19 protein-coding genes are annotated in these 22,556 nt (G+C 68.3%); 6 read left to right on the top strand and 13 right to left on the bottom strand.

Annotated elements, in window-relative coordinates; all coding sequences use genetic code 11:
• From tgt to J2W14_RS10370, 8 genes are all read right to left on the bottom strand, one after another.
• Positions 1 to 1,299: a tRNA guanosine(34) transglycosylase Tgt gene (gene tgt / locus J2W14_RS10335; RefSeq protein WP_307462002.1), complete on the bottom strand. Its 1,299-nt coding sequence runs from the start codon at positions 1,297 to 1,299 to the stop codon at positions 1 to 3.
• Positions 1,300 to 1,332: 33 nt separating this feature from the next.
• A complete protein-coding gene (locus J2W14_RS10340) occupies positions 1,333 to 2,058 on the bottom strand; it encodes an SRPBCC domain-containing protein (RefSeq protein WP_307462005.1) in 726 nt (241 codons plus the stop codon).
• Positions 2,059 to 2,106: 48 nt separating this feature from the next.
• The gene (locus tag J2W14_RS10345) at positions 2,107 to 3,168 is read right to left on the bottom strand and encodes a DUF6707 family protein (RefSeq protein WP_307462007.1); all 1,062 of its coding nucleotides are present in this window, start codon (positions 3,166 to 3,168) and stop codon (positions 2,107 to 2,109) included.
• A gap of 104 nt (positions 3,169 to 3,272) precedes the next feature.
• Positions 3,273 to 3,812 carry an NUDIX hydrolase family protein gene (locus J2W14_RS10350; protein ID WP_282378028.1) on the bottom strand — a complete coding sequence of 180 codons (540 nt, stop codon included), beginning with the start codon at positions 3,810 to 3,812 and terminating at the stop codon, positions 3,273 to 3,275.
• Between the two features lie 44 nt (positions 3,813 to 3,856).
• The gene (locus tag J2W14_RS10355; RefSeq protein ID WP_307462011.1) at positions 3,857 to 4,465 is read right to left on the bottom strand and encodes an RraA family protein; all 609 of its coding nucleotides are present in this window, start codon (positions 4,463 to 4,465) and stop codon (positions 3,857 to 3,859) included.
• Positions 4,462 to 4,908: a RidA family protein gene (locus J2W14_RS10360; RefSeq protein ID WP_307462015.1), complete on the bottom strand. Its 447-nt coding sequence runs from the start codon at positions 4,906 to 4,908 to the stop codon at positions 4,462 to 4,464. Before J2W14_RS10360 ends, J2W14_RS10355 begins: the two co-directional genes overlap by 4 nt.
• A complete protein-coding gene (locus J2W14_RS10365) occupies positions 4,905 to 6,269 on the bottom strand; it encodes an MFS transporter (protein ID WP_307462018.1) in 1,365 nt (454 codons plus the stop codon). The genes J2W14_RS10360 and J2W14_RS10365 overlap by 4 nt, the downstream gene beginning before the upstream one ends.
• 132 nt (positions 6,270 to 6,401) lie before the next feature.
• A complete protein-coding gene (locus tag J2W14_RS10370) occupies positions 6,402 to 7,586 on the bottom strand; it encodes a PucR family transcriptional regulator (RefSeq protein WP_307462021.1) in 1,185 nt (394 codons plus the stop codon).
• A 178-nt stretch (positions 7,587 to 7,764) separates the two neighbouring features.
• Between J2W14_RS10370 and J2W14_RS10375 the strand changes: the two genes are divergently transcribed.
• The 5 genes from J2W14_RS10375 to J2W14_RS10395 are packed head-to-tail and all read left to right on the top strand — an operon-like array spanning position 7,765 to position 15,204.
• Positions 7,765 to 9,099, top strand: a complete 1,335-nt coding sequence (locus J2W14_RS10375; protein ID WP_307462024.1) for an MFS transporter — start codon at positions 7,765 to 7,767, stop codon at positions 9,097 to 9,099.
• On the top strand, positions 9,096 to 10,721 hold the full coding sequence (locus J2W14_RS10380) for a thiamine pyrophosphate-dependent enzyme (protein WP_307462027.1): 1,626 nt from the start codon (positions 9,096 to 9,098) through the stop codon (positions 10,719 to 10,721). The genes J2W14_RS10375 and J2W14_RS10380 overlap by 4 nt, the downstream gene beginning before the upstream one ends.
• A gap of 12 nt (positions 10,722 to 10,733) precedes the next feature.
• Positions 10,734 to 12,161, top strand: coding sequence for a gamma-aminobutyraldehyde dehydrogenase (locus J2W14_RS10385; RefSeq protein ID WP_307462031.1), 1,428 nt, complete (start codon positions 10,734 to 10,736; stop codon positions 12,159 to 12,161).
• 19 nt (positions 12,162 to 12,180) lie between these two features.
• Positions 12,181 to 13,932 carry an amidohydrolase gene (locus J2W14_RS10390; protein WP_307462034.1) on the top strand — a complete coding sequence of 584 codons (1,752 nt, stop codon included), beginning with the start codon at positions 12,181 to 12,183 and terminating at the stop codon, positions 13,930 to 13,932.
• Between the two features lie 9 nt (positions 13,933 to 13,941).
• Entirely contained in the window at positions 13,942 to 15,204 is a 1,263-nt protein-coding gene (locus J2W14_RS10395; RefSeq protein ID WP_307462037.1) for a M20 family metallo-hydrolase, read from the top strand.
• 24 nt (positions 15,205 to 15,228) lie between these two features.
• Here J2W14_RS10395 and J2W14_RS10400 read toward each other — a convergent pair whose 3' ends face one another.
• Positions 15,229 to 16,002 carry a VOC family protein gene (locus tag J2W14_RS10400; protein WP_307462040.1) on the bottom strand — a complete coding sequence of 258 codons (774 nt, stop codon included), beginning with the start codon at positions 16,000 to 16,002 and terminating at the stop codon, positions 15,229 to 15,231.
• Positions 16,003 to 16,097: 95 nt separating this feature from the next.
• On the opposite strand from J2W14_RS10400, the gene J2W14_RS10405 reads away from it, so the two are divergent.
• Positions 16,098 to 16,697, top strand: coding sequence for a YdeI/OmpD-associated family protein (locus J2W14_RS10405; protein ID WP_307462042.1), 600 nt, complete (start codon positions 16,098 to 16,100; stop codon positions 16,695 to 16,697).
• 30 nt (positions 16,698 to 16,727) lie between these two features.
• Here the strand turns inward: J2W14_RS10405 and J2W14_RS10410 are convergent, their stop codons facing one another.
• The 4 genes from J2W14_RS10410 to J2W14_RS10425 are packed head-to-tail and all read right to left on the bottom strand — an operon-like array spanning position 16,728 to position 22,508.
• Positions 16,728 to 18,626, bottom strand: a complete 1,899-nt coding sequence (locus J2W14_RS10410; RefSeq protein ID WP_307462046.1) for a glycogen debranching N-terminal domain-containing protein — start codon at positions 18,624 to 18,626, stop codon at positions 16,728 to 16,730.
• 57 nt (positions 18,627 to 18,683) lie between these two features.
• Positions 18,684 to 19,859, bottom strand: coding sequence for an ABC transporter ATP-binding protein (locus J2W14_RS10415; protein WP_307462049.1), 1,176 nt, complete (start codon positions 19,857 to 19,859; stop codon positions 18,684 to 18,686).
• Positions 19,856 to 21,448, bottom strand: a complete 1,593-nt coding sequence (locus J2W14_RS10420; protein ID WP_307462050.1) for an ABC transporter permease — start codon at positions 21,446 to 21,448, stop codon at positions 19,856 to 19,858. Before J2W14_RS10420 ends, J2W14_RS10415 begins: the two co-directional genes overlap by 4 nt.
• A gap of 4 nt (positions 21,449 to 21,452) precedes the next feature.
• Positions 21,453 to 22,508, bottom strand: a complete 1,056-nt coding sequence (locus J2W14_RS10425) for an iron ABC transporter substrate-binding protein (protein ID WP_307462054.1) — start codon at positions 22,506 to 22,508, stop codon at positions 21,453 to 21,455.
• Positions 22,509 to 22,556 lie beyond the last annotated feature (48 nt).

The following is a 22,556-nucleotide window of genomic DNA, read 5'->3' on the forward strand; positions in this document are numbered from 1 at the left end:
CTAGGAGTAGTACTGCCCCAGGGTTTCGGCCTTGAACTCGAAGAAGTTGCCGGCCTCGATGGCGAGACGGGCGTCGTCGACCATCTTCACCACGAAGCGCTCGTTGTGGATCGAGATCAGTGTGGCGGAGACCATTTCCTTGGCCTTGAACAGGTGGTGGATGTAGGCCCGGGAGTAGTTCAGGCAGGCATAGCAGTCGCAGCCTTCCTGCAGCGGGCCGAAGTCGCGCTTGTACATGGCGCCGGACAGGTTGTACCGGCCGGTGGGGTGGTAGAACGCCGAATTCCTGGCGACCCGGGTCGGGGAGACACAGTCGAAGGTGTCTGCGCCGTTTTCGATCGCGGTGAAGATGTCGTCCGGCTCGGAGATGCCGAGGAGGTGCCGGGGCTTATTCTCCGGCAGTTCCTCGTTGCACCAGCGCACGATCGTGCCCAGGTTCTCCTTCTCCAGGGCTCCGCCGATGCCGAAGCCGTCGAAGTTCATCGCGCCGAGGTCGCGGCAGGCCTTGCGGCGCAGGTCCTCGTACTGGGCGCCCTGGATGACCCCGAAGAGCGCCTGGTAGGGCTTGCCGGCACGCTCGGACGTGAGCCGGAAGTGTTCGGTGATGCAGCGTTCGGCCCAGCGCCGGGTGCGCTCCAGGGATTCCTCCTGGTACCCGCGGGAGTTCTGCAGGGTGGTGAGCTCGTCGAACGCGAACATGATGTCCGCGCCGATCTGGTGCTGGACGTTCATGGAGATTTCGGGGCTGAAGCGGTGCCGGTCGCCGTTGAGGTGGCTCTTGAACCACACGCCTTCCTCGTCCACATGGGCCAGGCGTTCCTTGCCGGGCGCGACGGCGTCGTCGGGTCCGGAGTTGTCGACCGATTTCATGTCGATGACCTTCTTGAACCCCGAACCCAGGCTCATCACCTGGAATCCGCCGGAGTCCGTGAACGTAGGCCCGTGCCAGTTCATGAAGGCGCCCAGCCCGCCGGCCTCGTCCAGGATGTCCGCGCCCGGCTGCAGGTACAGGTGGTAGGCGTTGGCCAGTACGGCCTGCGCGCCCAGCTCGGCGACCGACTCCGGGAGAACCGACTTCACCGTGGCCTTGGTGCCGACCGCGATGAACGCGGGGGTCTGGATCTCGCCGTGCGGTGTGGTGATGGTGCCGGTGCGGCCGAGGAACTCCCCGCCGTTGGCGCTGACCTGGGCCGCCGACGGCGAGCAGCTTTCGCTCAGGCGTTTGCCCACGCGGAAGGAAAACTCCGACTGCTGGGCCGGCGGGAGCGGTGGCACGGGTGTTTCGGGATTGGCTGGCACCGTTCAAGTGTGCCAGCTAACAGCCGCCAACCCTTAGTGCAGCGGATCGGATGTGGGGTAGTTCTCAGCCCGCCACTTGTCCCAGTAGTTGCGGATGGACTCCAGCTGGTGCGCCCCGAGGTCATAGGTGGAGACGATGACCAGGGCTCCGCCCTGGGGACGGATGTCCTTGATGACCGGCTGGTCCGCCACGATCACCAGGCCCTCGCCGTGTTCCGCGTAGTGGTGGACCGTGAGCCCCACCTGGTGGTTGCTGCGGAACCAGACCTTGCCGGAGACTTCCTCGCCCGTGGCCAGAGTGAGCGAGTACGGTTCGCCGGGCTTGGGGACGTCGGACAGGCCCAGCTTTTCGATCGCGGACCCTTCGTTCCCGGGGACGGAGAAGAAGAAGGTCCGGCGTTTGCCGTGCGGATGCCGTTCGAGGGCGAAGCGGAGCTGCTGGAGGAAGGTCAGCCAGCCCTGCGTGATGTCCTCGTCCCAGGCCGCCCACTCGGAATTGTGGTCCACCGCCGCCCGCGTGACACTGACTTCCGTGCCGCCCGGCACCGGCTTCAAGGTGAACACGTCCCCGCCGTCGACCACCAGGGACGTGTGGTCCGCGCCTTCGATCACATTGGGGCTGAAGTAGATCGCATTGATCTCGGCCGCCTGGTCGTCGGCTTCCCAGCCGTGCCACTGGGCTACCTTGGCGGGCTCGCGCAGCATTGTCCAAACCTGCTGCGCGTCAGAGTTGATCACAACGCTCAGATTGTTCGTCATGGGGTGAATCTACAACGCCCGGCCGGAAGGGGGTAGGGGTCAAATGCCTTAGGAACGGACGGACTCGAGTTCGTTGCCGATCCGGCGGTCCAGCTCCGGGGCGCCGATGGTTTCCGAGCCGCCGTGGGCGCGCAGGAAGAGCAGCGCCTCGAGCCGCAGGAGCCGCCACTCGCGTTCCGCATCCGGGTTCGAGTTGTCCATCGAGCGGAAGATTTCCTTGTCGTACAGATTCGGTTCGTTGAGCGATCGCTGGCGGACCTTGGCGTTGATCCGGGCCTTGAACGGGTCCGTTTCCATGGCATCGGGGGCGCGCAGGAACTTCTCGTAGACAGCAGCGCGCTCCTCCTGGCCGAGCTGGCGGCAGATGTAGCTGGACAGGGCGAGGGAGGCCTCCACCGAGGCCCAGCGGCCGCGGTTGCCGTCGAAGGGCAGCACATTGAGCAGGTCCGCGACGGCGAGGGCGCTTTCGGCGTCCTTGAGGATGATGAACAGCTCCTGCGCGAGGTCGCTGAGGTCCTTGAGGCAGCTGCCGGACTTCGTGTTGATGCCCTTGGCCAGCCGTTCGCTGAGCAGCAGCACCCCCGCCGAGTTCGGGTGGGCCTCGGCCACAGCCTGCACCACGGACTCTGGCGTGCCCTCAAGGGCTGGGATCAGCGCCAGGTCCTCTTCGCTGGGGCCGCTCGCCGCCGGCGGAACCGGCGGCAGCGGAGGGACGACGACGGCGGGAGCGGCGGCTTCCTCGGGCAGGTCCTCGCCCTGGACGCCGGCCGGGAGGCTGCCGGCGACACTGCTCTGGCTGCCGGCCGCATCGGTGGCGGCATCGGCGGCCGGTTCGTGGGACGGCAGCGGGGAGCCGGCTTCCGCGGCGGTGGGTTCCTCCGTGCCGGCGGCGCCGACGATCAGGACGGTGGAGGACGCCGCGATCCGGAGTCCGCCGCCTCCCGTGAGGGTCGCCAGGACCATGGCAGGGGTGCCGAAATCGTCGGTTTCGACGTCAACGCGCTGGATTTCGGCGGAGCGGTTGCCGTCGGGCAAGAGCAGATGATCGCCGCTCTGCAGAAATCCAGCCTGCTGTTCGATGTAGTTCGGGGCGGCCGGGGGGTGGGTCATTGCAGTCCTTAGATTCTTTTGCGGTCCGCCCAACAGTCTACAAAGGCGCGCGCGGGAAGTCGGGGACGCAGCCGCCGTCGGTCGGTTCCCGCAGCCGCCGTCGGTCAGTTCCCGACGCCGGCGAAGGCCAGGGCCTGGCGGATCAGGGCGCCGCGGCCGCCGCTGAATTCCAGCTGGACATCCGAGCTCATGACTTCCTGCGGGGTCATCCAGGTCAGTTCCAGCGCGTCCTGCCGCGGCGAGCAGTCGCCGGTGACGGGGATGATGTACGCCAGGGCGACGGCGTGCTGGCGGTCGTCGGTGAATCCGGTGTGGGACGGGGACGGGAAGTATTCGGCCACCGTGAACGGCACCGGGCTGATCGGCAGCTGCGGGAAGGCCAGCGGGCCGAGGTCCTTCTCCATATGGCGCAGCAGGGCCGCGCGGATGGTCTCGCGGTACAGGACCCGGCCGGACACCAGGGAGCGGACCATCGTGCCGTCCTCGTCGGCCTGCAGGAGCGTGCCCACCTCGTTCACAAACCCGAGCGGATCCAGCCGGACCGGGACGGCCTCGACGTAGACCATGGGCAGCCGGCCGCGCGCCTCGAACAAATCTTCGTCGGAGAGCCAGCCGGGGTTCGGGTCAGGAGTGCGAACGTTCATGGTTAAGTTCTACCCCATCCCTGACCCGTTCCCCGCGCCGTCCGTCAGATCGCCAGCACCGATTCCAGCGCCTCGCCGGCTGCGATCCGGGCCAGCAACGCCGGTTCGGCGGCGTCGGAGGCCAGAGCGGCACCCAGGACATCGGCTGCCGCCTGGGGTGTCAGGACAATGACGCCGTTGTCGTCACCGAGCACCCAGTCGCCCGGATTCACCAGGATGCCGCCGCAGTGCACCGGGACGTTCACGGCGGAGCCGCCGCTGTGGGTCCGTTTTGTGGTCAGGCACGAGGTCCCGCGGGCGAAGACCGGCAGGCCGGTGGCCCGGAGCTCAAGGATGTCCGTGGCCACGCCGTCGACGACGACGGCGGCGGCGCCCTGCGCGGTTGCCGCCGCCGCTGTGACAGCACCGACGGGCGCATGCCGGTGATCGCCGGACATGTCCACCACCAGCACTGCGCCGGGGTAAAGCGCCAGCAGCGCCCGGTTCATCGCGTAAGCGTCCCGGTCCGCTATCCGGACCGTGACGGCTGGTCCCGCGACCTTGACACCGTCGAGCAGCGACCGGATGGCCGGGTCAACAAATCCGTCCGCCAGGAAGTGCCCGATCGTAGGGTAGCTGACGGCGGCGAGCCCCTCGGCTAGCCCGGCGCTCACAACGCCACCGCGTCTGCCCCGCCGGCCACGACGGCAACGCAGTCGATTTCCAGCGCCACGCCCCAAAGACTGACGCAAACGGTGGTCCGCGCCGGCCGGGCCGCGCCGAAGTACTCGGCATAGACCCGGTTGTAGTCTTCGAGCCGGCCGGGGTCGGTGAGATAGGCGTTGACCTTAACCACATGGTCCAGGCCTGATCCTGCCGCCTCCAGCACGGCGCGGAGATTGAGGATGGTCTGCCGTACCTGGTCCTCGAACGTGTCCGGCTGGTGGTCCAGCCCACTGATCGCCGGGATCTGGCCGGCGGTGAACACGAAACCGTTGGCGACAACGGCCTGGGAGAAAGGGCCGACGGCGGCTGCTCCGCCCGGGATCTCCGCGACCCGGCGGACAGCCCCGGTTACGGGAAGACCAGGTGCAGGCCCTGCGGGAAGGACTGTCACTTGGCAGCCGCCGCTTCGGCAGTCGCCTCGGCCGGGGCCATATCGACGGCGTCGATGTTGCCGTGCCGGGTTTCCGTGAGAACGAACAAGGCACACAGCGACACGAGGGCGGCGGCCATGATGTACCACGCAACGGAGGAACTCTGGCGGGTCACGCCGAGCAGCCACGTGGTGATGAACGGTGTCGCAGCACTGCCGAGCAGCCCGGAGAGCATGTAGGCGACGGACAGCCCCGAGTAGCGGACCTTGGAACCGAAGAGCTCGGCGAGGAAGGTGGCGATCGGGCCGTAGTTGGCGGCGAAGGCGGTCATCATTGCGAGATAGGCGACGAAGAGCAGCGGAACGGACTTGGTGTCCATCAGCCAGAACATGGGGAAGGCCAGGGCCGCCTCCGCGGCCACGCCGGCGTAGATGATCGGCTTGCGGCCGTATGTGTCCGAGAGCCGGCCGAAGAATGGGATCAGGACGAAGCACAGGGCGCAGGCTGCCAGGACCACCCAGAGCATGAGGGCCTCCGAGTGACCGAGTTCCTTCTTGCCGTAGGACACTCCGGAGGCCACGAGCAGCGTGAAGGTGCTTCCGGTGGACAATGTGGCGACGCCACCCAGGACAACCTGCTTCCAGTACTTGGCCATCAGGGCCGCGAAGGGCAGCTTGGCCTTGGCTCCGGCGTCTTTCACTGCCTGGAACGACGGGGTTTCCTCGATGTGCAGCCGGATGTAGATGCCCACGGCCACCAGCAGGGCGGAGGCGAGGAACGGGATGCGCCAGCCCCAGCTGAGGAGGTCCTCGGTGCTGACACTCGAGGCGACAATGAGGAACGCGACATTGGCGATCAGGGTCCCGGCGGGCACGCCCACCTGGACCAGGGAACCGTAGAACCCGCGTTTGGACGGGGGAGCATGCTCGACTGTCATCAGGACGGCGCCACCCCACTCGCCTCCCAGGGCCAGGCCCTGGATGACGCGCAGGAAGAGCAGCAGCAGCGGTGCCATGATGCCGATGCTGTTGTAGTCCGGCAACAGGCCGATGGCGAAGGTGGCGGCGCCCATGGTCAGCAGCGAAATCAGCAGCATGGATTTCCGGCCGAGCCTGTCTCCGAAGTGGCCGAAGATGATGGCACCGACCATGCGCGCGACGTAAGCGGAAGCGAAGGTTCCGAAGGCCAGCATGGTGCCGACAATGGGGTCGAAGCTGGGGAAGAAGATCTTGTTGAACACGAGCGCGGAGGCTGTGCCGAAAACGAAGAGGTCGTACCACTCGACGGTGGTGCCGATGACGCTTGCGAGGGCGATCTTGCGCATTTTGGCCAGGTCGAGCCGGGCGGCGGCGGGGGAGTTGGTTTCTACCAGTTGAGCCATCAGTATCTCCAGATGGGGTGCGGGGACGAATGTCCTGTGCAAGGTAGTAGCCAACTATTCTGTGCTGGTGATCACAGCTCAATGGCGATAATCCCACCAAAAATGGCCACGAAGTGTGCGTTCACACAACTCCTAGGCCCAGGCCACCACCAGCCGGGCTGCCTGGGCCGGAACGGTGAGGTCGATTCCGGTCAGTTCCTCGAAACGGTTGAGCCGGTTGAGGATGGTGTTCCGGTGGCAGAACAGCTGCTCGGCCGTGGCCGTGATGTTCCCGGTGGACAGGTAATGCCGCACAGTCTCGGTGAGGCGCTCGCGTTCCCCGCCTCGGCATGCCTCCAGTGCCTCCTCCAGCTGGGCGGCGAGGTCGAGGCCTGCGTCCTGGAGGTTTTGCTGGGCTAGCCGCGGCCACGCCGCATCCGCGGAGAGCGGCCCGGCGTCGGCCGGGCGAAGCAGCGCGGCGAGGCTTTCTGCCGTCCGGGCGGCAGAGGGGAGGCCGCGCAGTCCGTGCACCTCCGGGACATACCCGCACGGGATGTCCGCCAGTGACGGGGGCAACAGTTGCCCCGTGCCCCGCGATGCCCGGGTCGTGCGCGCGGACAGCGGCCAGAACAGGTACGTGTTTCCGCCTGATTCATGGAGGAATAGCCGGTGGCGTCGCTGGCCGGAGCCGAACTGGGTTGCGGCAGCTCGGAGCCGGGCGCCCGGCTCTCCGCTGGCGGCCACGAGGCCGCAGCGGGCGTCCGGCCCGATGCCCAGGGCCGAGCCGACCTGGGCGGATGTTTCGGCCGAGGGCGTGCTTTGGTTGAACAGCCGGGCGATGAATTCGCGCTGGATGCTGGATTCCTCCTGCGCCATGCGGACCCGCTCCGTCAGGTAGCTCATGTGCGTCCGGGTCGCGAATTCGTCGACGACCCGCCACACTTGGTCCACCCGGGAGGCAAGTAGTGCAGCGTCCCCTGGTGCGGCGATCTCCAGCAGGTCGGCCCACAGGATGCTGAAGTCCAGCCTTACGGCAGATGTCAGGGATTCCGGCGGAATCCCGGCCCGGGCGCGTTTGGAGCCGAGATCCGAGGCGAACTCGAGCAGTCCGTCCCGGGCCTCGTCCTCCTGGCCGCCGCGCAGCCCGTGGATGAGCCTGCGGAACGTCTCACGGGCGGTGTCCCGGATTTCCGGGACGGTCACCTGGCTGTCCCCGTATTCAGGGATTTGTCTGACCAGGGCCGTGAAGGCCTGGGCCAGGACATCCAGCCGTCCCTCCAGCTGGTCCACCAGTTCGCTCCAGCGGAGACCGTCTCCTGATGATTCAAAATTGTGCATTCTCACATCCTAAGGGCCCGGATGCGTGGCGCAATGCTAGTTATTTTGGAAAAAGCTACTGGCAGAATGGAACGAAGCGCCGGGTGAGCCTCATCACAACCCTTCGGAAGCGTCTCCGTTCCCGGGGCGTGACCGCGCCGGCAACAGCAAAGACCAGTCACATTTCTTTGGAGTAATCATGGCAAGCAGCGCAAGCAACGCCACCATCGTCAGCCCCCAGACCCCCGCAGTCGTCGACGAGACCGTCGCCAAGAAAGTCGCACTCGCGGCCCTCGTCGGAACGGCGCTGGAGTGGTACGACTTCTTTCTGTTCACCACCGCCGCGGCCCTGGTGTTCAACGCGCAGTACTTCGTGTCCCAGGACCCCTTCGTTTCGGCGATGAGCTCCTTCGCCACGCTGGCCGTGGGTTTCGTGGCCCGGCCGATTGGCGGCTTCATCTTCGGCTCACTGGGCGACAAGATCGGCCGCAAGAAGATCCTCATGGTCACGATCGTGGGCATCGGCGTCGTCACCGGCCTGATCGGTCTCCTGCCCAACTACATGACCATCGGCGTCGCGGCCCCCATCCTGCTGGTTGCGCTGCGGATCCTGCAGGGCCTGGCCGTCGGCGGCGAATGGAGCGGTGCGGTAATCATCGCCGTCGAAAACGCCCCGGTTGCCAAACGCGCCCGTTATGCGGCCTTGCCGCAACTCGGCTCCCCGATCGGCACGATCCTGTCCTCGGGCGGCTTCTTCGGCATGCTGTACCTGGTGGGCCAGGCCAACTTTGACGCCTGGGGCTGGCGCATCCCGTTCATTGCGGCGATCCCGCTGCTGGCCATCTCCATGTGGATCCGTAGCAAGCTCAGCGAGTCCCCGGAGTTCGAAGCCCTCATGGAGTCCGGCGAGACCGAGCACGCCCCCATCCGCGGTGTGCTGACGAAGAGCTGGCGCCAGATTCTGGTCGGCATGTGCTCCGCGCTGCTTGGCATTGGCGGTTTCTACCTCATCACCAGTTTCGTGGTCTTCTACGGCACCAAGGTTCTCAAAATGCCGTACGAAACCCTGCTGCTCGGCTCTCTCCTGGCTGCCGTGGTGGAGATCTTCGCCCTGATCTGGGCCGGCCGCATGGGTGAGAAGTTCGGCGCCAGCAAGGTCATTCTCTGGGGTGGCGTCGCGTCCGCCGTCATTGCCGTCCCCGTGTTCCTGGCCATCGACACCGCTAACCCCGTCCTGGTCATCCTGGCCATGATCGTCGGTGTGTCCACGCTGTCCATCCCGTACGCCGTGTCCGGAACGGCGCTCACCGCACTCTTCGCCACAAAGGTCCGCTACACGGGCGTCGCCATCACGTCGAACAGCGCCGGCGTCATCTCCGGCTTTGTGCCACTCATCGCCACGGCCCTCGTGGCCGCCAACGGCAACTCTTTCTGGCCCGGCGCCATCATCCTGTTGGTGGTTTCCGTGTTGACCGCCCTGTCCGGATTGTTCCTCCCCGCACTCAGCATCGAAGAAGAGGGAATGAAGCATTGAGCACCACAACCACGGCCGGGCACCTGATCGTCGCCCAGCTCGAACGGGCCGGCATCCAGCGCGTCTACGGCGTCCCCGGGGAAAGCTTCCTGGACGTCCTGGACGGCCTGCACGGCTCCTCCATCGAAACCGTGGTGACCCGCCACGAAGGGGGCGCCGGGTTCATGGCACTCGCCGAAGGCCGGCTCACAGAGCTTCCGGGCGTCGCCATGGTGACCCGGGGACCGGGTGCCGCCAACGCCTTCATCGCCATCCACACCGCGCACCAGGACGCCACGCCGATGATCCTGTTCGTCGGCCTCATCCCGGTCGCCGACCGCGGACGGGAGTCGTTCCAGGAATTCGACATCAATGCCTGGTTCGGCAGCACGGCCAAGAAAGTCGTAACGCTCGACGACGCCGCCTCCGCCGCCCGCGTGGTGGACGACGCCATCTTCACGGCGCTCAGCGGCCGGCCCGGCCCCGTGGTGATCGGTCTTCCCGAGGACGTGCTGGTCCACGCCATTGAATCCGGCACCGTGGAACCGCGCACCGTGCCCCGGAGCGAACCTGCCGCAGCGGACCTCGCCGACCTCGAGACGAAGCTGGCCGCGGCCAGGAAACCCCTCATCGTGGTGGGCGGCGAAGGCTGGGACCAATCGTCTTCCGACGCGCTGGCCGGCTGGGCCTCCCACCACGGGGTTCCCGTGCTCGCGGACTTCCGCGCCTATGACGCCGTCCCGCACAGCAGCGACGCCTACGCCGGCTACCTCGGCTACGCCCGCAGCGACGCCAACGCGCGCCGCCTCGACGAGGCCGATCTGCTGGTCTTTGTCGGCTGCGTCCGCGCCGATGTGCTCTCCGACGGCTACAAGTGTGGACTCGATGCCGTCACCGTGGTCGTGAACCCCGACGCCGATCTGCTCGGCCACTTTGGCCGGCTGGACCAGCACATTCCGGCCCACGTCGCGTCCTTCGCCAGGGCCCTAGCGGCCACGGCCTCGGCCGTGGAACCCGCAGCCTCCTGGTTGGCCGACGCCCGCGCGGACTACGAAAAGTTCTCCACGGCGCAGCCGGACGGCGGAACTGATGTGGACCTCGCCGTCGTGATGGAAATCCTCAAGCAGGAAATGGACCCCGACGCCATCATCACCTACGGGGCCGGGAACCACTCGCTCTGGCCGGCCCGCTACCTGAGGCACAACACGGCGAACTCACTCGCCGCACCCCGGAACGGGGCCATGGGCATGGGGATCCCGGCGGCGGTGGCTGCCTCCCTGGCCTACCCCGGCCGCCAGGTGATCTCCGTGGCCGGTGACGGCTGCTTCCTGATGAACGGGCAGGAAATGGCCACCGCCATGAGCCATGGGGGGAAGTTCATTGCGCTCGTGGTGGACAACGGCATCTTTGCGACCATCCGCGAACACCAAGAAGGCCACTACCCGGGCCGCCCCTCAGGAACCCACATGACGAACCCGGACTTTGCCGCGCTGGCCCGGTCCTACGGCGGCTACGGCGAACGCGTGGAGAAGGCCGAGGACTTCGGCGCCGCCTTCCGCCGCGCCGTCGAATCCGGACTGCCGGCGGTCCTGCACCTCCCGCAGGATCCCACCACCCGCTCACCCAAAACCGCCAGCAACTGACCGGAGCCCGCCATGATCACCCTGCACAACATCATCAACGGTGAGATCGTCCACGGGAGCGTGTCAGAGGGAACAGCCGGGGCCACCCTGCCGTTCTTCGACCCCTCCACGGGAGTCCAGCTCGGCACCGCCCCGGACAGCGACGCCGCCACCGTGGACCGCGCGTTCCAGGCCGCTCACGCCGCGTTCCGGAGTTACAAACGGACCACCCCGGCCGAACGCCAGGCGATGATGCTCAAACTCGCGGACCTCATCGAAGCCAATGTGGACCGGCTGCTGGAGGCCGAAGTGGCCTGCACCGGCAAGCCCAGGCAGATCACCCGCGAGATCGAGATCCTCCGCGGCGCCGACCAGCTCCGCTTCTTTGCCGGCGCCTGCCGGGTGGTGTCCGGGACCGCGCAGACCGAGTACGTCCGCGGCTTTTCCTCCACCGTCCGGCGGGAGCCGCTCGGGGTGGTCGCCCAGATCACTCCCTGGAACTACCCGTTCATGATGGCCATCTGGAAGATCGGTCCGGCGCTTGCCGCGGGCAACACCCTCGTGCTGAAACCGGCGGACACCACTCCCTGGTCCACCGTGGTCCTGGGCGAGCTGGCGCAGGAGGCCTACCCGGCCGGCGTCGTGAATGTCATCTGCGGCGGCCGCGGCACCGGCGCCGCCATGGTGGATCACGAGATCCCGGAAATGGTGTCCATCACCGGCTCCACCCGGGCCGGGGCGCAGGTGATGTCCGCGGCGTCGAAGACCCTCAAAGATGTCCACCTGGAGCTGGGCGGCAAGGCGCCGGCGATCGTCTTCGCCGACACCGACATTGACCTGGCGGCCCGGGAGATCGCACTCGGTGCGTTCTTCAACGCCGGACAGGACTGCACCGCGGTGACGCGGGTGCTAGTGGAGGAATCGATCCACCACGAGTTTGCGGCCGCGCTCGCCGGGGCGGCCGCCGCGCTCAAGGTCGGCGGCGACGCCGCGGACCTGGGGCCGCTGAACAGCGCCGCGCAGCTGGACCGCGTGGAGGGCTTTATGTCCCGGCTGCCAGCCAACGCCAAGGTCCTTGCCGGGGGCAAGCGGACGGGTGCAGGCTTCCACTTCGAGCCGACCGTGATCGACGGAGTGTTCCAGGCGGACGAAGTGGTGTGCGAGGAAATCTTCGGGCCCGTGGTCACCGTCCAACCCTTCGCCACGGAGGGGGAAGCCATCGAGCTCGCCAACGGGACGAAATACGCGCTGGCCTCCAGCGTCTGGTCGAACAACCACGGCGTCGTCACCCGAGTGTCCAACGAGCTGGACTTCGGCGCAGTATGGATCAACTGCCACCAAGTGATTCCCGCCGAGGCCCCGCACGGCGGCTTCAAGCACTCCGGCACCGGCAAGGACCTCTCCGTCTTTGGCCTCGAGGATTACACCCGCATCAAGTCAGTCACCACCTCCCACCGCTGAGACCCACGCTAGGTAACCCATGAAACTCGATCTGCTGCTGCGTAACGCGGACATCATCACCATGGACGGGCGCCGCCCGCAGGCCACCTCGCTGGGGGTTTGGCAGGGCCGGATTGTGGGCCTCGACGAAGACCTGGACGGACTGGACGCCGCCGAGGTCGTGGACCTTGCTGGCGCCACCGTGACCCCCGGCTTCATCGACGCCCACTGCCACACCACCTGGTTCGGGCTCGGCCTCGGTGAAGTGGACGTTTCCTCGGCGCGCGGACTGAACCAGCTCTACGCCCTGCTGGAGGCCGGCATTGCGGCAGACAGCGCCCCCGGGCCCGGGACAGTGCCCGCCCCCGGCACGGCGGCGGGTTGGCTCCTGGCCACCGGCTTCAGCCAGCAGCAGCACGGCGGCGAGTTTCCGGACATTGCCGTCCTGGACCGGGTCACCGGCAACAGGCCGCTGTTTATGCGGCACAACTCGGGCCATATGGCAGTCGTCAACACCGCAGCGCTCCGGCTCGCGCACGCTGACCAGGCGTCGTTCCCGGATCCCGACGGCGGCGTGATCGTCCGCGACGCCGGCGGCCGCCCCACCGGTCTGGTCCAGGAAACGGCGCAGCAGCTGATCCAGGAGCTGATCTTGCCCTACTCCAGCGAGGCGATCGAAGACGCACTGGACCGGGCCACGAGCTACTATGCCGCGGAGGGCATCACGAGCTTCACCGAGGCCGGGATCGGCGGCGGCTGGATCGGCCACAGCCCGGAGGAGCTGGCTGCCTACCAGCGGGCGGCGTCCGCGGGCAGGCTCCACGCACGGGCCCAGCTGATGCCGGTCCTGGACATGCTGCACCCGCTCGGCGGGCAGCACCCACCGGACACCAGGCCTGCAGGCCTGGACCTGGGCATCACCAGCGGCTTCGGCGACGACTTCCTGTCCCTGGGCCCAGCGAAGGTGTTCCTGGACGGTTCACTGCTCGGCGAAACAGCGGCGGTCAGCCAGGATTACTGCAGCCATGGACACACGGACAACACGGGCAACACAGGCTACTTCCAAGCGGAGCCGGAGGAGATCCGGGGCAAGATCGAGGCCGCCTACGCGGCGGGCTGGTCGATCGCGGCGCACGCCATCGGCGACCGCGCCGTTGACCTCGCAATAGACATCATCACCGCCTGTGCGGCGAAGTTTCCGCCCAGGGCCATGCCCAACCGGATCGAACACGCCTCGATGACCAGGCCGGAACAGCTTCAACGGTTGGCCGCCGCTCGCATAGCCGTCACCCCGCAGGCCAGCTTCTTCTCCGACGGCGGGGACGGCATGACCGCCTCCCTCGGCGCGGAACGGCTCGGCTGGGCCTACCGTGCCGCGTCGTTCCTGACCGCGGGTGTGACACTCGCCGGCAGCTCGGACCGGCCCGTGGCGGACGGAAACGTGCTCCGCGGAATGCAGGCCTTCGTGGACCGGCGCACCGCCTCCGGTGCCGTTTTCGGAAACCCGGACGAGCGGCTCACTCCGCTCCAGGCCCTGGCGGCGTACACGACGGGAGCCGCCGCAGCCACAGGTACCACGCACATCAAAGGCTCCTTGAGCCCCGGGAAACTCGCCGACTTCACCGTCCTGTCCGGGTCCCCGCTCTCCGCAGGCAGCATCGCGGAGCTCAAAGTCCTCGCTACCGCCGTCGGGGGTGCCTTTTCGTTCCAAGCGCCCGGCATCGGCTCCCGTGCCGTCGGCGATTCCGCCGCAGCCACCACCATCTTCTGCACAGCTACCAACCGTTCATAGGGGAACAGCGTGACCACTCAGACCACTTTCAGCACCCGCGACGCCGCATTCATCCGCGACTTCCACATCATGAGCGAATTCGGCGCCACCGAGAACGGCGGTGTGGAGCGGCAGGCGGCCAGCGTGCCTGACGGTCAGCAGCGGCAGTGGCTTACGGCTCTGCTCGAGGCCCGGGGCTTCACCGTACGGTTCGACCGTGCCGGCAACCAGTGGGGCCTGTACGAGGCCGTGCCGGGTGCACCGTTCGTCGTGGTGGGGTCCCACATGGATTCCCAGCCGACGGCGGGGCGTTACGACGGCGCGTACGGCGTCCTTGCCGCAGCCCACGCGGCGTTCCGGCTCGTGGAGCAGTGGGCCGCGGCCGGGCCCGCCGGGCAGCCCCGGTTCAACATCGCGGTGGTCAACTGGTTCAACGAGGAGGGCTCCCGCTTCAAGCCGTCCATGATGGGGTCCTCCGTCTATACGGGAAAGCTCGAACTCGACACGGCACTGGCCACCACGGACGCGGACGGAGTCTCGGTCCGCGAGGCGCTGGACGCGGTCGGCTGCCGGGGCAGCTACAAGGGCCCCGAAGCCGCATACTGCGCCGAAATCCACATTGAGCAGGGACGGAGCATGGAGCGCGAAGGCATCACCATCGGCCTCGTGAACTCCAACTGGGCGGCCAACAAATACGAGTTCGTGGTCCACGGCGAGCAGGCCCACACGGGGTCCACCGTCATTGCCGATCGGAAAGACGCCCTGCTGGGCGCGTCCATGATGGTCGTCGCCGCCCGCGAACTCGCCGACACCTTCCCCGGCGTGCTGCACACCTCCGTCGGGCAGCTGACCGTTTACCCCAACTCGCCCGTGGTGGTGCCGTCCCGGGTGAGTTTGCTCCTTGACCTGCGCAGCGCCGACGAAGCCGTCCTGGCCGAAGCGGACGCCCTGCTGCACCAGCGGATTGCCGCGATCGAACAGTTGGCGAATGTCACCGTGGAGCGCCACGACGCCCACTCCTGGCCCGTAACCCCGTACCAGCCCGAGGGTGTCGAGCTGGCCGCGAAGGTAGCTGCTGACCTGGGCTTGGCGAACAAGCAGGTCATGACCCTGGCCGGCCACGATTCGACGAACATGAAAGACCTCGTGCCTACGGTGATGCTCTTCGTTCCCAGCGTGGACGGGATCTCCCACAACGAGCACGAATACACCACCGATGAGGACATCGTCGCCGGGCTGACGATGCTCACCGAGGTCGTCAACCGGCTCTGCAACGGAGTGCTGGAGGACTGACGCCGGAAAGCCGGCCGGTCCCACTCACCCCGCGGACGGCGCCGCGGAAATCCAGAGTGGCGGGTGGCCGGCGGTGCCATCGGCATCGGGGTTGGCCACGTGCAGGGTGGGGATGGCGGCTTCCTCGATGACCGCGGCCTCGTTCCCGGCCTCGTTCAGACGCTCGCGGAGTGCGGCCAGGTCGCCGGCGTATTCGAAGCCCAGGCCGGCAATCCCGGTTCCGGAGCCTGCGCCGACCATCAGGATCCCGCCGTTCTTCGCCATGAAGGCCTCGGATTCGGCTGTGTTCATGTCGGCGTTGCCGACGCCTCCACTGCCCGGCAGCGGGCGGGGCTGGGCGCCGATGTCGCGCAGGGTCCGGGCCGCCGCCACGGCGTCCTCGGAGAACCAGACCCCGACGACGGCGATGCCCGGGTCCGCTTCCGCCGATCCGCCCCAGCTGCCGTCCGTGGCGCGGGTGGCCGGGTCGGCGAGGAAACTGAAGCCGTCCGCGGCCGTGATGCGGCAGGAGGGGCCGTGCTCGGCGTCGAAGAGTTCCGCGGTGGTGCCACCTTCTGCCGCGCCGGACTCCTTGGTCCTCCGCGCGAATTCCTTCAGGTCGCCGACCTCGACGCCGAGGGATGTGGTGCCGTCCTGGGCCGAGCCCTGCTCGACAAAGTGGAGGGCGAGCCGGCCGGAGCCGGCGTCGAACTCCCGCCAGGTGGGCTCGTCGACGGTCTTGACCATGCCAAGTCCGGTGAGAAGCCGCTCCCATTCATCAAGACGGGAGGTGAAGTGGATCGGGCGGACACGCAGCATCTTTGCTCCTCAGGGTCGTGACGGTTTTCGGCTCTCAGGGATATAGTCCCACCAAATCGGTGTCCGTGGTCAGTGCTGAGCGGCACAATGGTGCCATGGCTGGTGAACTTGAGGAACTGCTGGTGAAGGATGCCGCCGAGTGGCGGGCGTGGCTGGAGCGCCACCATGCGGAGAGCCCCGGTGTGTGGCTGGTGCTGCACAAGAAAGGCGGCTCGGTGACGGAGCTGGACTACGAGGCCGCCCTGCAGGAGGCCCTGTGCTTCGGCTGGATCGACGGCCAGGGCCGGCGGCGCGATGAGGAGAGCTCGTTCCAGCGGATGACCCGCCGGGGCCGGAAAAGTATGTGGTCGGCCCGGAATGTGGAGCGGATCGGTCGCCTCGAGGCCGCAGGCAGGATGGCGCCTGCCGGCCGCGCCGCCGTCGAGAGCGCCAAGGCGGACGGCCGCTGGGAAGCCGCGTACTCCGGCGCGGCGACGGCGGAGGTGCCCGAGGACCTGGCCGCGGCCATCGCCGCAGAGCCCCGGGCGCAGGCGATGTTCGATGTCCTGACCTCGGTGAACAGGTTCGCCCTGATTTACCGGACCAACGCCGTCAAGCAGGCCGCCACGAGGGCCCGGAAGATCGCGGGATTCGTCGAGATGCTCGCCCGGCACGAAACGCCCTACCCGCAGAACCAACGCCCGCCGGCCCCCTGACCGGCCCGGCCCCCGCCCTCCGGCCCGTCCTTAGAACCCGACGCCCATGGCCTGGGCGATCACCACGGCAGACGCCGAGGACCACGCCTGCGGATGGCACGACGCCGGATAGGGCACCGCGAGGCCGGACTCCTCGGCGCTAATGCCGGCGAAGAGTTCCGGGAGGCGGTGTCCGAAGGAGCCGGACGCGGCCAGCAGGCCCGCGGCGATGGTCCGGGCTTCGGCGAGGAATCCCTCGGCGAGCAGCCCCCGGACCGCGATCGCCGTGTCGTGGCTCCAGACCGAACCGCAGTGGTAGCTGAACGGCCAGAAACCGGCGGCGCGCCGGGAAATCGTGTGCACCCCGTAGCCGGAGAATAGCTCGGGGCTGAGCAGCCGGTCCGCCACCAGCCGGGCCTCCGAGGCGTCCAGGATTCCGGTGCCGAGCAGGTGCCCCATGTTGGAACCCGGGATGTCCAGCGGCTCGCCGTGCCCGTCGAGGGCCATCGCGGGGAAAGGGCCGTCGTCGTCCTCGACCCAGAAGCGCTCGCGGAAGTTCTGTTGCAGCACTTCGGCAAAGTCCCGCAGCGCCTGGGCGCCGGGCTCGCCGTAGGCGTCAAAGAGATCGGCGGTGTCCACGGCGGCCTGGTAGGCGTAGCCCTGCACCTCGGAGAGCGCGATCGGGCCGTCGGCCTGCCGGCCGTCGCGGAACTGCATGGCGTCCCCGGAGTCCTTCCAGCCCTGGTTGCTGAGCCCGTGGCCGGTGGCGTCCTGGTAGCTGAGGAACCCGCCGTTCGTGGTTCCGGGCGCACCTGCGGCGGCCAGCAGCCATTCCACCGCCCGGGCCGCGTTGGGCAGCAGTGAGCGGACCGCGGCGTCGTCCAGGCCGGCCTGGCCGAGCTCGGCCAGCAGGCACAGCCACAGCGGGGTGGAATCCACGGCGCCGTAGTAGACCGGGGGCAGGCGCAGGCCCTGGCTCTCCAGGATGAGTTCCTTGGCCCGGAGCTCGTGCAGGATCTTGCCGGGTTCCTCGGCGGCACCCGGATCGTTCTTCGTGCCCTGGAACGCCGCCAGGGCGCGCAGGGTGCCGGCGGCGAGCCCGGGATCGAGCGGCAGGAGCAGCCGGGCAGCCCAGAGTGAATCACGTCCGAACAGGGTGAAGTACCAGGGCGCCCCGGCGGCGGCGAACGGCGCGTCCGGCAGGGCGCGGGTGGCCAGGCGGAGGCCGGCGAGCTCGTCGAGCGCGTTGTCCAGCAGCAGGCCCAGGGCGCCGGACGGTTCGGCGCGGACCCGGCGCGAGGCGGGCGGCGGGGCTGCCACCACGGCGTCCTCGCTGTCGGCCAGGACGGCCTGCCATTCCACCTCGAACGGGCGGCCGCGGCCTGCCTTGCCGCGCCAGAGGAGCCGTTCGCCGGACGCGACGCTGCCGGGGGCGGCGACGGTCAGGGTCCGGGCGCCGTCGCGCCAGCGCAGCGTGGAATCGTCGGCGGCGAACGGCTCGGAGGGCTCCCGGAAGCGGCTGAGCCGGATGGCGGCCATGTCGGTGAAGTCCGCGGCGAGCTGGATCTCAATTTCCACGTCGAGCGCCTCGAGGGAGGTGCTCAGCTGCAGGGAGTGCCGGACGACGCCGGGCGTGACCGTCCAGGTCTGGAGAAGTTCGACGGCGGGGTCCTCGGTGGGTCCCGGGATGCCGCGGACCAGCCCCCGCACGCGCATTACACCGCCGGCCTCGGCCTCCACCGTGGCGGGCTCCGGCTCCAGGCCGTTCACCCGCACCTCGGCCCGGGACAGCATCCGGGTGTCCCCGTGCAGCAGGCCGGTGAACCAGCCGCCGCCGGCGGCGTCGGCGGAGCCGTGGCCGCTGGCGAGCCGCCCCTCGGCGTCGAGCCACAACTGGGTGGGGGCGGCAACGGAGCAGTGCTGGCGGTGGAGCGCTGGCTGAACAGTCATGCGCCCCACCCTATGCCGGGAGCCGGACCGGCTCAACGACGGTCCGGCCCGCGGCGGCTAAGCCGGGGGCAGGTCCTCCATCGGGAAGGCCACCGCTTCGCCGACGACACGGAGGCACAGTTCCGTGCCCGGGCGGGCGATCGAGGCGTTCCAGTGCCGGATGGTGATGATTTCTCCGCCGCCGGGGTAGCGGTGGTCCGCCACGGCTCCTTCGGCGAGGACGGGAGGGACGGCGAGCTTGAGCCGCACGGTGGTTTCGGGCCCGAAGTAATCGGTGTCCACCACAACGCCGCGGATGGGCCCGTCCTCGGCGATCCGGATCTGTTCCGGCCGCAGCATGAGCTGGACCCGCCCCTGCGCCGGGGGCCGGCGCACCGGGATGCCGCCCAGGGAACAGGTGGCGAGGGAGCCTTCCATCCAGGCGTCGAGGATGACGGCGTCGCCCAGGAATTCCGCGGTGGCGCGGTCCGCGGGGCGCGTGTAGACGATGAACGGGTTGCCGATCTGCGCGAGCCGTCCGCCGCGCATCACCGCGACCTGGTCCGCAAACGACAGCGCCTCGCCCTGGTCATGGGTGACCAGGATGGTGGTGACACCGGCGTCCTGGAGCACCTTGCCCACCGCGCGGCGGGTCGCCACTCGCAGGCCCGCGTCCAGGGCGGAGAACGGCTCGTCCAGCAGCATCAGCTCCGGCTCGCGGGCAAGGGCGCGGGCCAGGGCCACCCGCTGCTGCTGCCCGCCGGAGAGCTCGTGCGGGCGCCGCTTGGCCATGGCGGCGTCCAGGGAGACCATCTCTAGCAGCTCTGCGACGCGGGCCTTCACGCCGCGGTGCCCGCCGGGGAGCTTGCCGGCGTCGAGGCCGAAGGAGATGTTCTGCCCGACGCTCAGGTGCGGGAACAGCGCGCCGTCCTGCGCCACATAACCCACGTGGCGCTTGTGCGCGGGCACCCAGACGCCGTCGCCGGCCACCTTGGCGCCGTTGAGCAGGATGCTGCCGGTGTCCGGGTGCTCAAACCCGGCGATCAGCCGCAGCAGCGTGGTCTTGCCGGAGCCGGAGGGCCCCACGATCGCCGTTGTGCCGCCCTTGGCCACCGACAGGTTGACTCCCATGAGGACGGCCTGCGAGCCGAAGTTCTTGGTGACGGCGTCGATTTCCAGGTGGTTGTTGGTGCTGGTGGCCACGGAGGCGGCGACCCGCGGTTGCGGGAGCCGGGAAGGGCTGTACTGGGTCACTGTCCCGCTGCTTTCTTGGACTGCTGGAAGAGGAGGTAGGTCATCGGCGCCGAAATCAGGATCATCAGCAGGGCGTACGGCGCGGCGCCGGCGTAGTCGATTTCGCTGCTTTTGCTCCAGAATTCGGTGGCGAGCGTCCGGGTGCCGTTGGGGGAGAGCAGCAGCGTCGCGGTCAGTTCGTTCACGATTGCCAGGAACACCAGCGCGGCGCCGCCCGCGGCGGCCGGGGCGGTGAGCCGCAGCGTGACCCGGAGGAAGGCCAGCAGCGGCGGCTTGCCGAGCGCCTGGGCGGCCTCGTCTAGCTCCTTCGGTGCCTGGGACAGGCCGGAACGGAGGTTGACCAGGGCGCGCGGCAGGAACAGCAGCACGTAGGCCGCGATCAGCAGCGCCGAGGTCTGGTAGAGGCTGGGTGCCGCCTTGATGCTGACCGTCACGAAGGCCAGGCCCACCACGATGCCGGGCATGGAGCTTGTGATGTAGTTGGACAGCTCCAGGGCCTTGCTGAACCAGCTGGGGTGCCGCACGGCCAGGTACGCCATCGGGAACGCCACGACGGTGGTGGCCAGGGCGCCGGCGAGGCCGTACATCAGGGTCTGCAGCAGGGCCGGCAGGAACTCGTCGGCGGCCCAGATGTCCGGGCCGCCGGCGATGATCCAGCGCAGCACGAATGTCAGCGGCAGACCGAAGGCCAGCGCGGTGAGCGCGGTGAGGAACAGCTGGGCCGGGAGCTGGTAGGCGTGCAGCGGAAGGCGCAGGGCGCGGGCCTGGGCGCCGGAGCCGATCTTGGCGTAGCGGGCGCTGCCGCGGCTGCGTACTTCAACCAGCAGCAGGATCAGGCACAGGAACACCAGCACGCTGGCGAGCATGTTCCCGGCGGTGCCGTTGAAGGTGGACTGGTACTGCACCATGATCGCGGTGGTGAAGGTGTCGAACCGGATCATCGCGAAGGCGCCGTATTCGGCCAGCAGGTGCAGGGAGACGAGCAGCGCCCCGCCGGTCATCGCGATGCGCAGCTGCGGCAGCACCACCCGGAAGAAGGTGCGCCACGCGCCGAGGCCCAGGGACGCGGCGGATTGTTCGATGGCCGGGTCCAGCCGGCTGAGCGTGGCGGCGGCCGGGATGTAGACGAGCGGGAAATAGGACAGCGTGGCGATCAGCACGCCGGACCACAGGCCCTCGAGCGACGGGACCGCGGAGACCCAGGCGTAACTGTTGACGAAGGCGGGGATGGCCAGCGGGGCCGCGAGCAGCACGGCCCACCATTTGTGCCCCCTGAGCTGGGTGCGTTCCACGAGCCAGGCGCCGCCGACGCCGAGGACCAGGCACAGCGGCACGGTGACCAGCATCAGCAGCACGGTGTTGAGCAGCAGCTCACCGACGCGGGCCCGGAAGATCAGGTCCACGGCGGTGTCCCAGCCGGTGGCGGCCGTCATGACGATGACGTAGCCCAGCGGAATCAGCGCGAACAGGGCGATCAGCACGGCCAGCACGGAAACAATGGAAACGCCGAAAGGCGGGCGGGGTCGCTTGCCCCTGCCCGCCGTCGTCGTGCCCCCGGATGTTCCGGGAGCCGCCAGCTTGGTTGTCACGTGGTTAGAGCAGTCCTGCCTTGGTCATCAGCTCGGAGACCTTGGCGGAGTTCAGCTTGGCCGGGTCCACCGTCGGTGCCTGCAGTTCCGCCAGCGGGACGAGCTTTTCGTTGGCCGGGACGTCGGAGGCGATGGCGTACTCGAAGGAGGTGCCCTTCTGCAGGACTTCCTGGCCCTTCTTGCCGGTGATGAACTTGACGAAGGCCTGGGCCGCCGCCGCGTTCTTCGAGGAATTCAGCACGCCGCCGCCGGAGACGGACACGAAGGCGCCCGGGTCCTGGTTCTTGAAGTAGTACGGGGTGACGTTCTTGGAGTTCTCGCCGGTCTTGGCCTGGTCGCCGTAGTAGTAGTAGTGGTAGATCAGGGCGGCGTCGACCTCACCGGCGTTGACCGCCTTCATGGCCGTGCTGTTGCCCTTGTAGGGCTTGGAGTTCGCCTTCATGCCCTGGAGCCATTCCTCGGTGGCGGCTTCGCCCTTGAGTTCCAGCAGGGCGGAGACGATCGCCTGGAAGTCGGCACCGGACGGCGAGGCCGCCCACTTGCCCTGCCACTCCGGCTTGGCCAGGTCCAGCATGGACGTGGGCAGCTGGTCTTCGGTCAGCTTGGCCTTGTCGTACACCAGCACGGTGGAGCGGGCCGCGATGCCGGTCCATTTATTGGTGGAGGGACGGAACTCGGCAGGCACCTGATCAATGGTGGCCTGGTCGACGTCGGCGAAGAGGCCGGCGTTTTCCACCTGGGCCATGGCCGGGGAGTTTTCGGTGAGGAAGACATCGGCCGGGGAGGCCTGGCCTTCCTGGATGATCTGGTTGGACATCTCGGTGTCCGAGCCCTGCCGCATGGTGACCTTGACGCCGGTTTCCGCGGTGAACGCGTCCACCCATTCCTTGGTCAGGGACTCGTGCTGGGCGTTGTAGACCGTGATCTCACCGGAGATATTCCCGTCAGCGGCGGCGCTGCTGCTGGGGGCGGTGGCGGCGCCGGAGCCGCAGGCGGCCAGGCCGAGAGTGGCGGTGGCGGCAAGTGCGATACCTGCCAGCGCGTTCTTGCGGATCTTCATGGGGCTGCTTTCTGGAGGAAGGTCGTAGGAGCCCTAGCCCCCTGTGAG

The organism is Pseudarthrobacter oxydans, assembly GCF_030812335.1.
Classification (GTDB): domain Bacteria; phylum Actinomycetota; class Actinomycetes; order Actinomycetales; family Micrococcaceae; genus Arthrobacter; species Arthrobacter oxydans_B.

Coding starts and splice junctions, on each gene's coding strand:
- J2W14_RS10340 (WP_307462005.1), bottom strand. CDS start 2,058: ATGACGAACAATCTGAGCGTTGTGATCAACTCTGACGCGCAGCAGGTT.
- J2W14_RS10410 (WP_307462046.1), bottom strand. CDS start 18,626: ATGACTGTTCAGCCAGCGCTCCACCGCCAGCACTGCTCCGTTGCCGCC.
- J2W14_RS10400 (WP_307462040.1), bottom strand. CDS start 16,002: ATGCTGCGTGTCCGCCCGATCCACTTCACCTCCCGTCTTGATGAATGG.
- J2W14_RS10345 (WP_307462007.1), bottom strand. CDS start 3,168: ATGACCCACCCCCCGGCCGCCCCGAACTACATCGAACAGCAGGCTGGA.
- J2W14_RS10375 (WP_307462024.1), top strand. CDS start 7,765: ATGGCAAGCAGCGCAAGCAACGCCACCATCGTCAGCCCCCAGACCCCC.
- J2W14_RS10350 (WP_282378028.1), bottom strand. CDS start 3,812: ATGAACGTTCGCACTCCTGACCCGAACCCCGGCTGGCTCTCCGACGAA.
- J2W14_RS10390 (WP_307462034.1), top strand. CDS start 12,181: ATGAAACTCGATCTGCTGCTGCGTAACGCGGACATCATCACCATGGAC.
- J2W14_RS10405 (WP_307462042.1), top strand. CDS start 16,098: ATGGCTGGTGAACTTGAGGAACTGCTGGTGAAGGATGCCGCCGAGTGG.
- J2W14_RS10425 (WP_307462054.1), bottom strand. CDS start 22,508: ATGAAGATCCGCAAGAACGCGCTGGCAGGTATCGCACTTGCCGCCACC.
- J2W14_RS10370 (WP_307462021.1), bottom strand. CDS start 7,586: ATGCACAATTTTGAATCATCAGGAGACGGTCTCCGCTGGAGCGAACTG.
- J2W14_RS10385 (WP_307462031.1), top strand. CDS start 10,734: ATGATCACCCTGCACAACATCATCAACGGTGAGATCGTCCACGGGAGC.
- J2W14_RS10365 (WP_307462018.1), bottom strand. CDS start 6,269: ATGGCTCAACTGGTAGAAACCAACTCCCCCGCCGCCGCCCGGCTCGAC.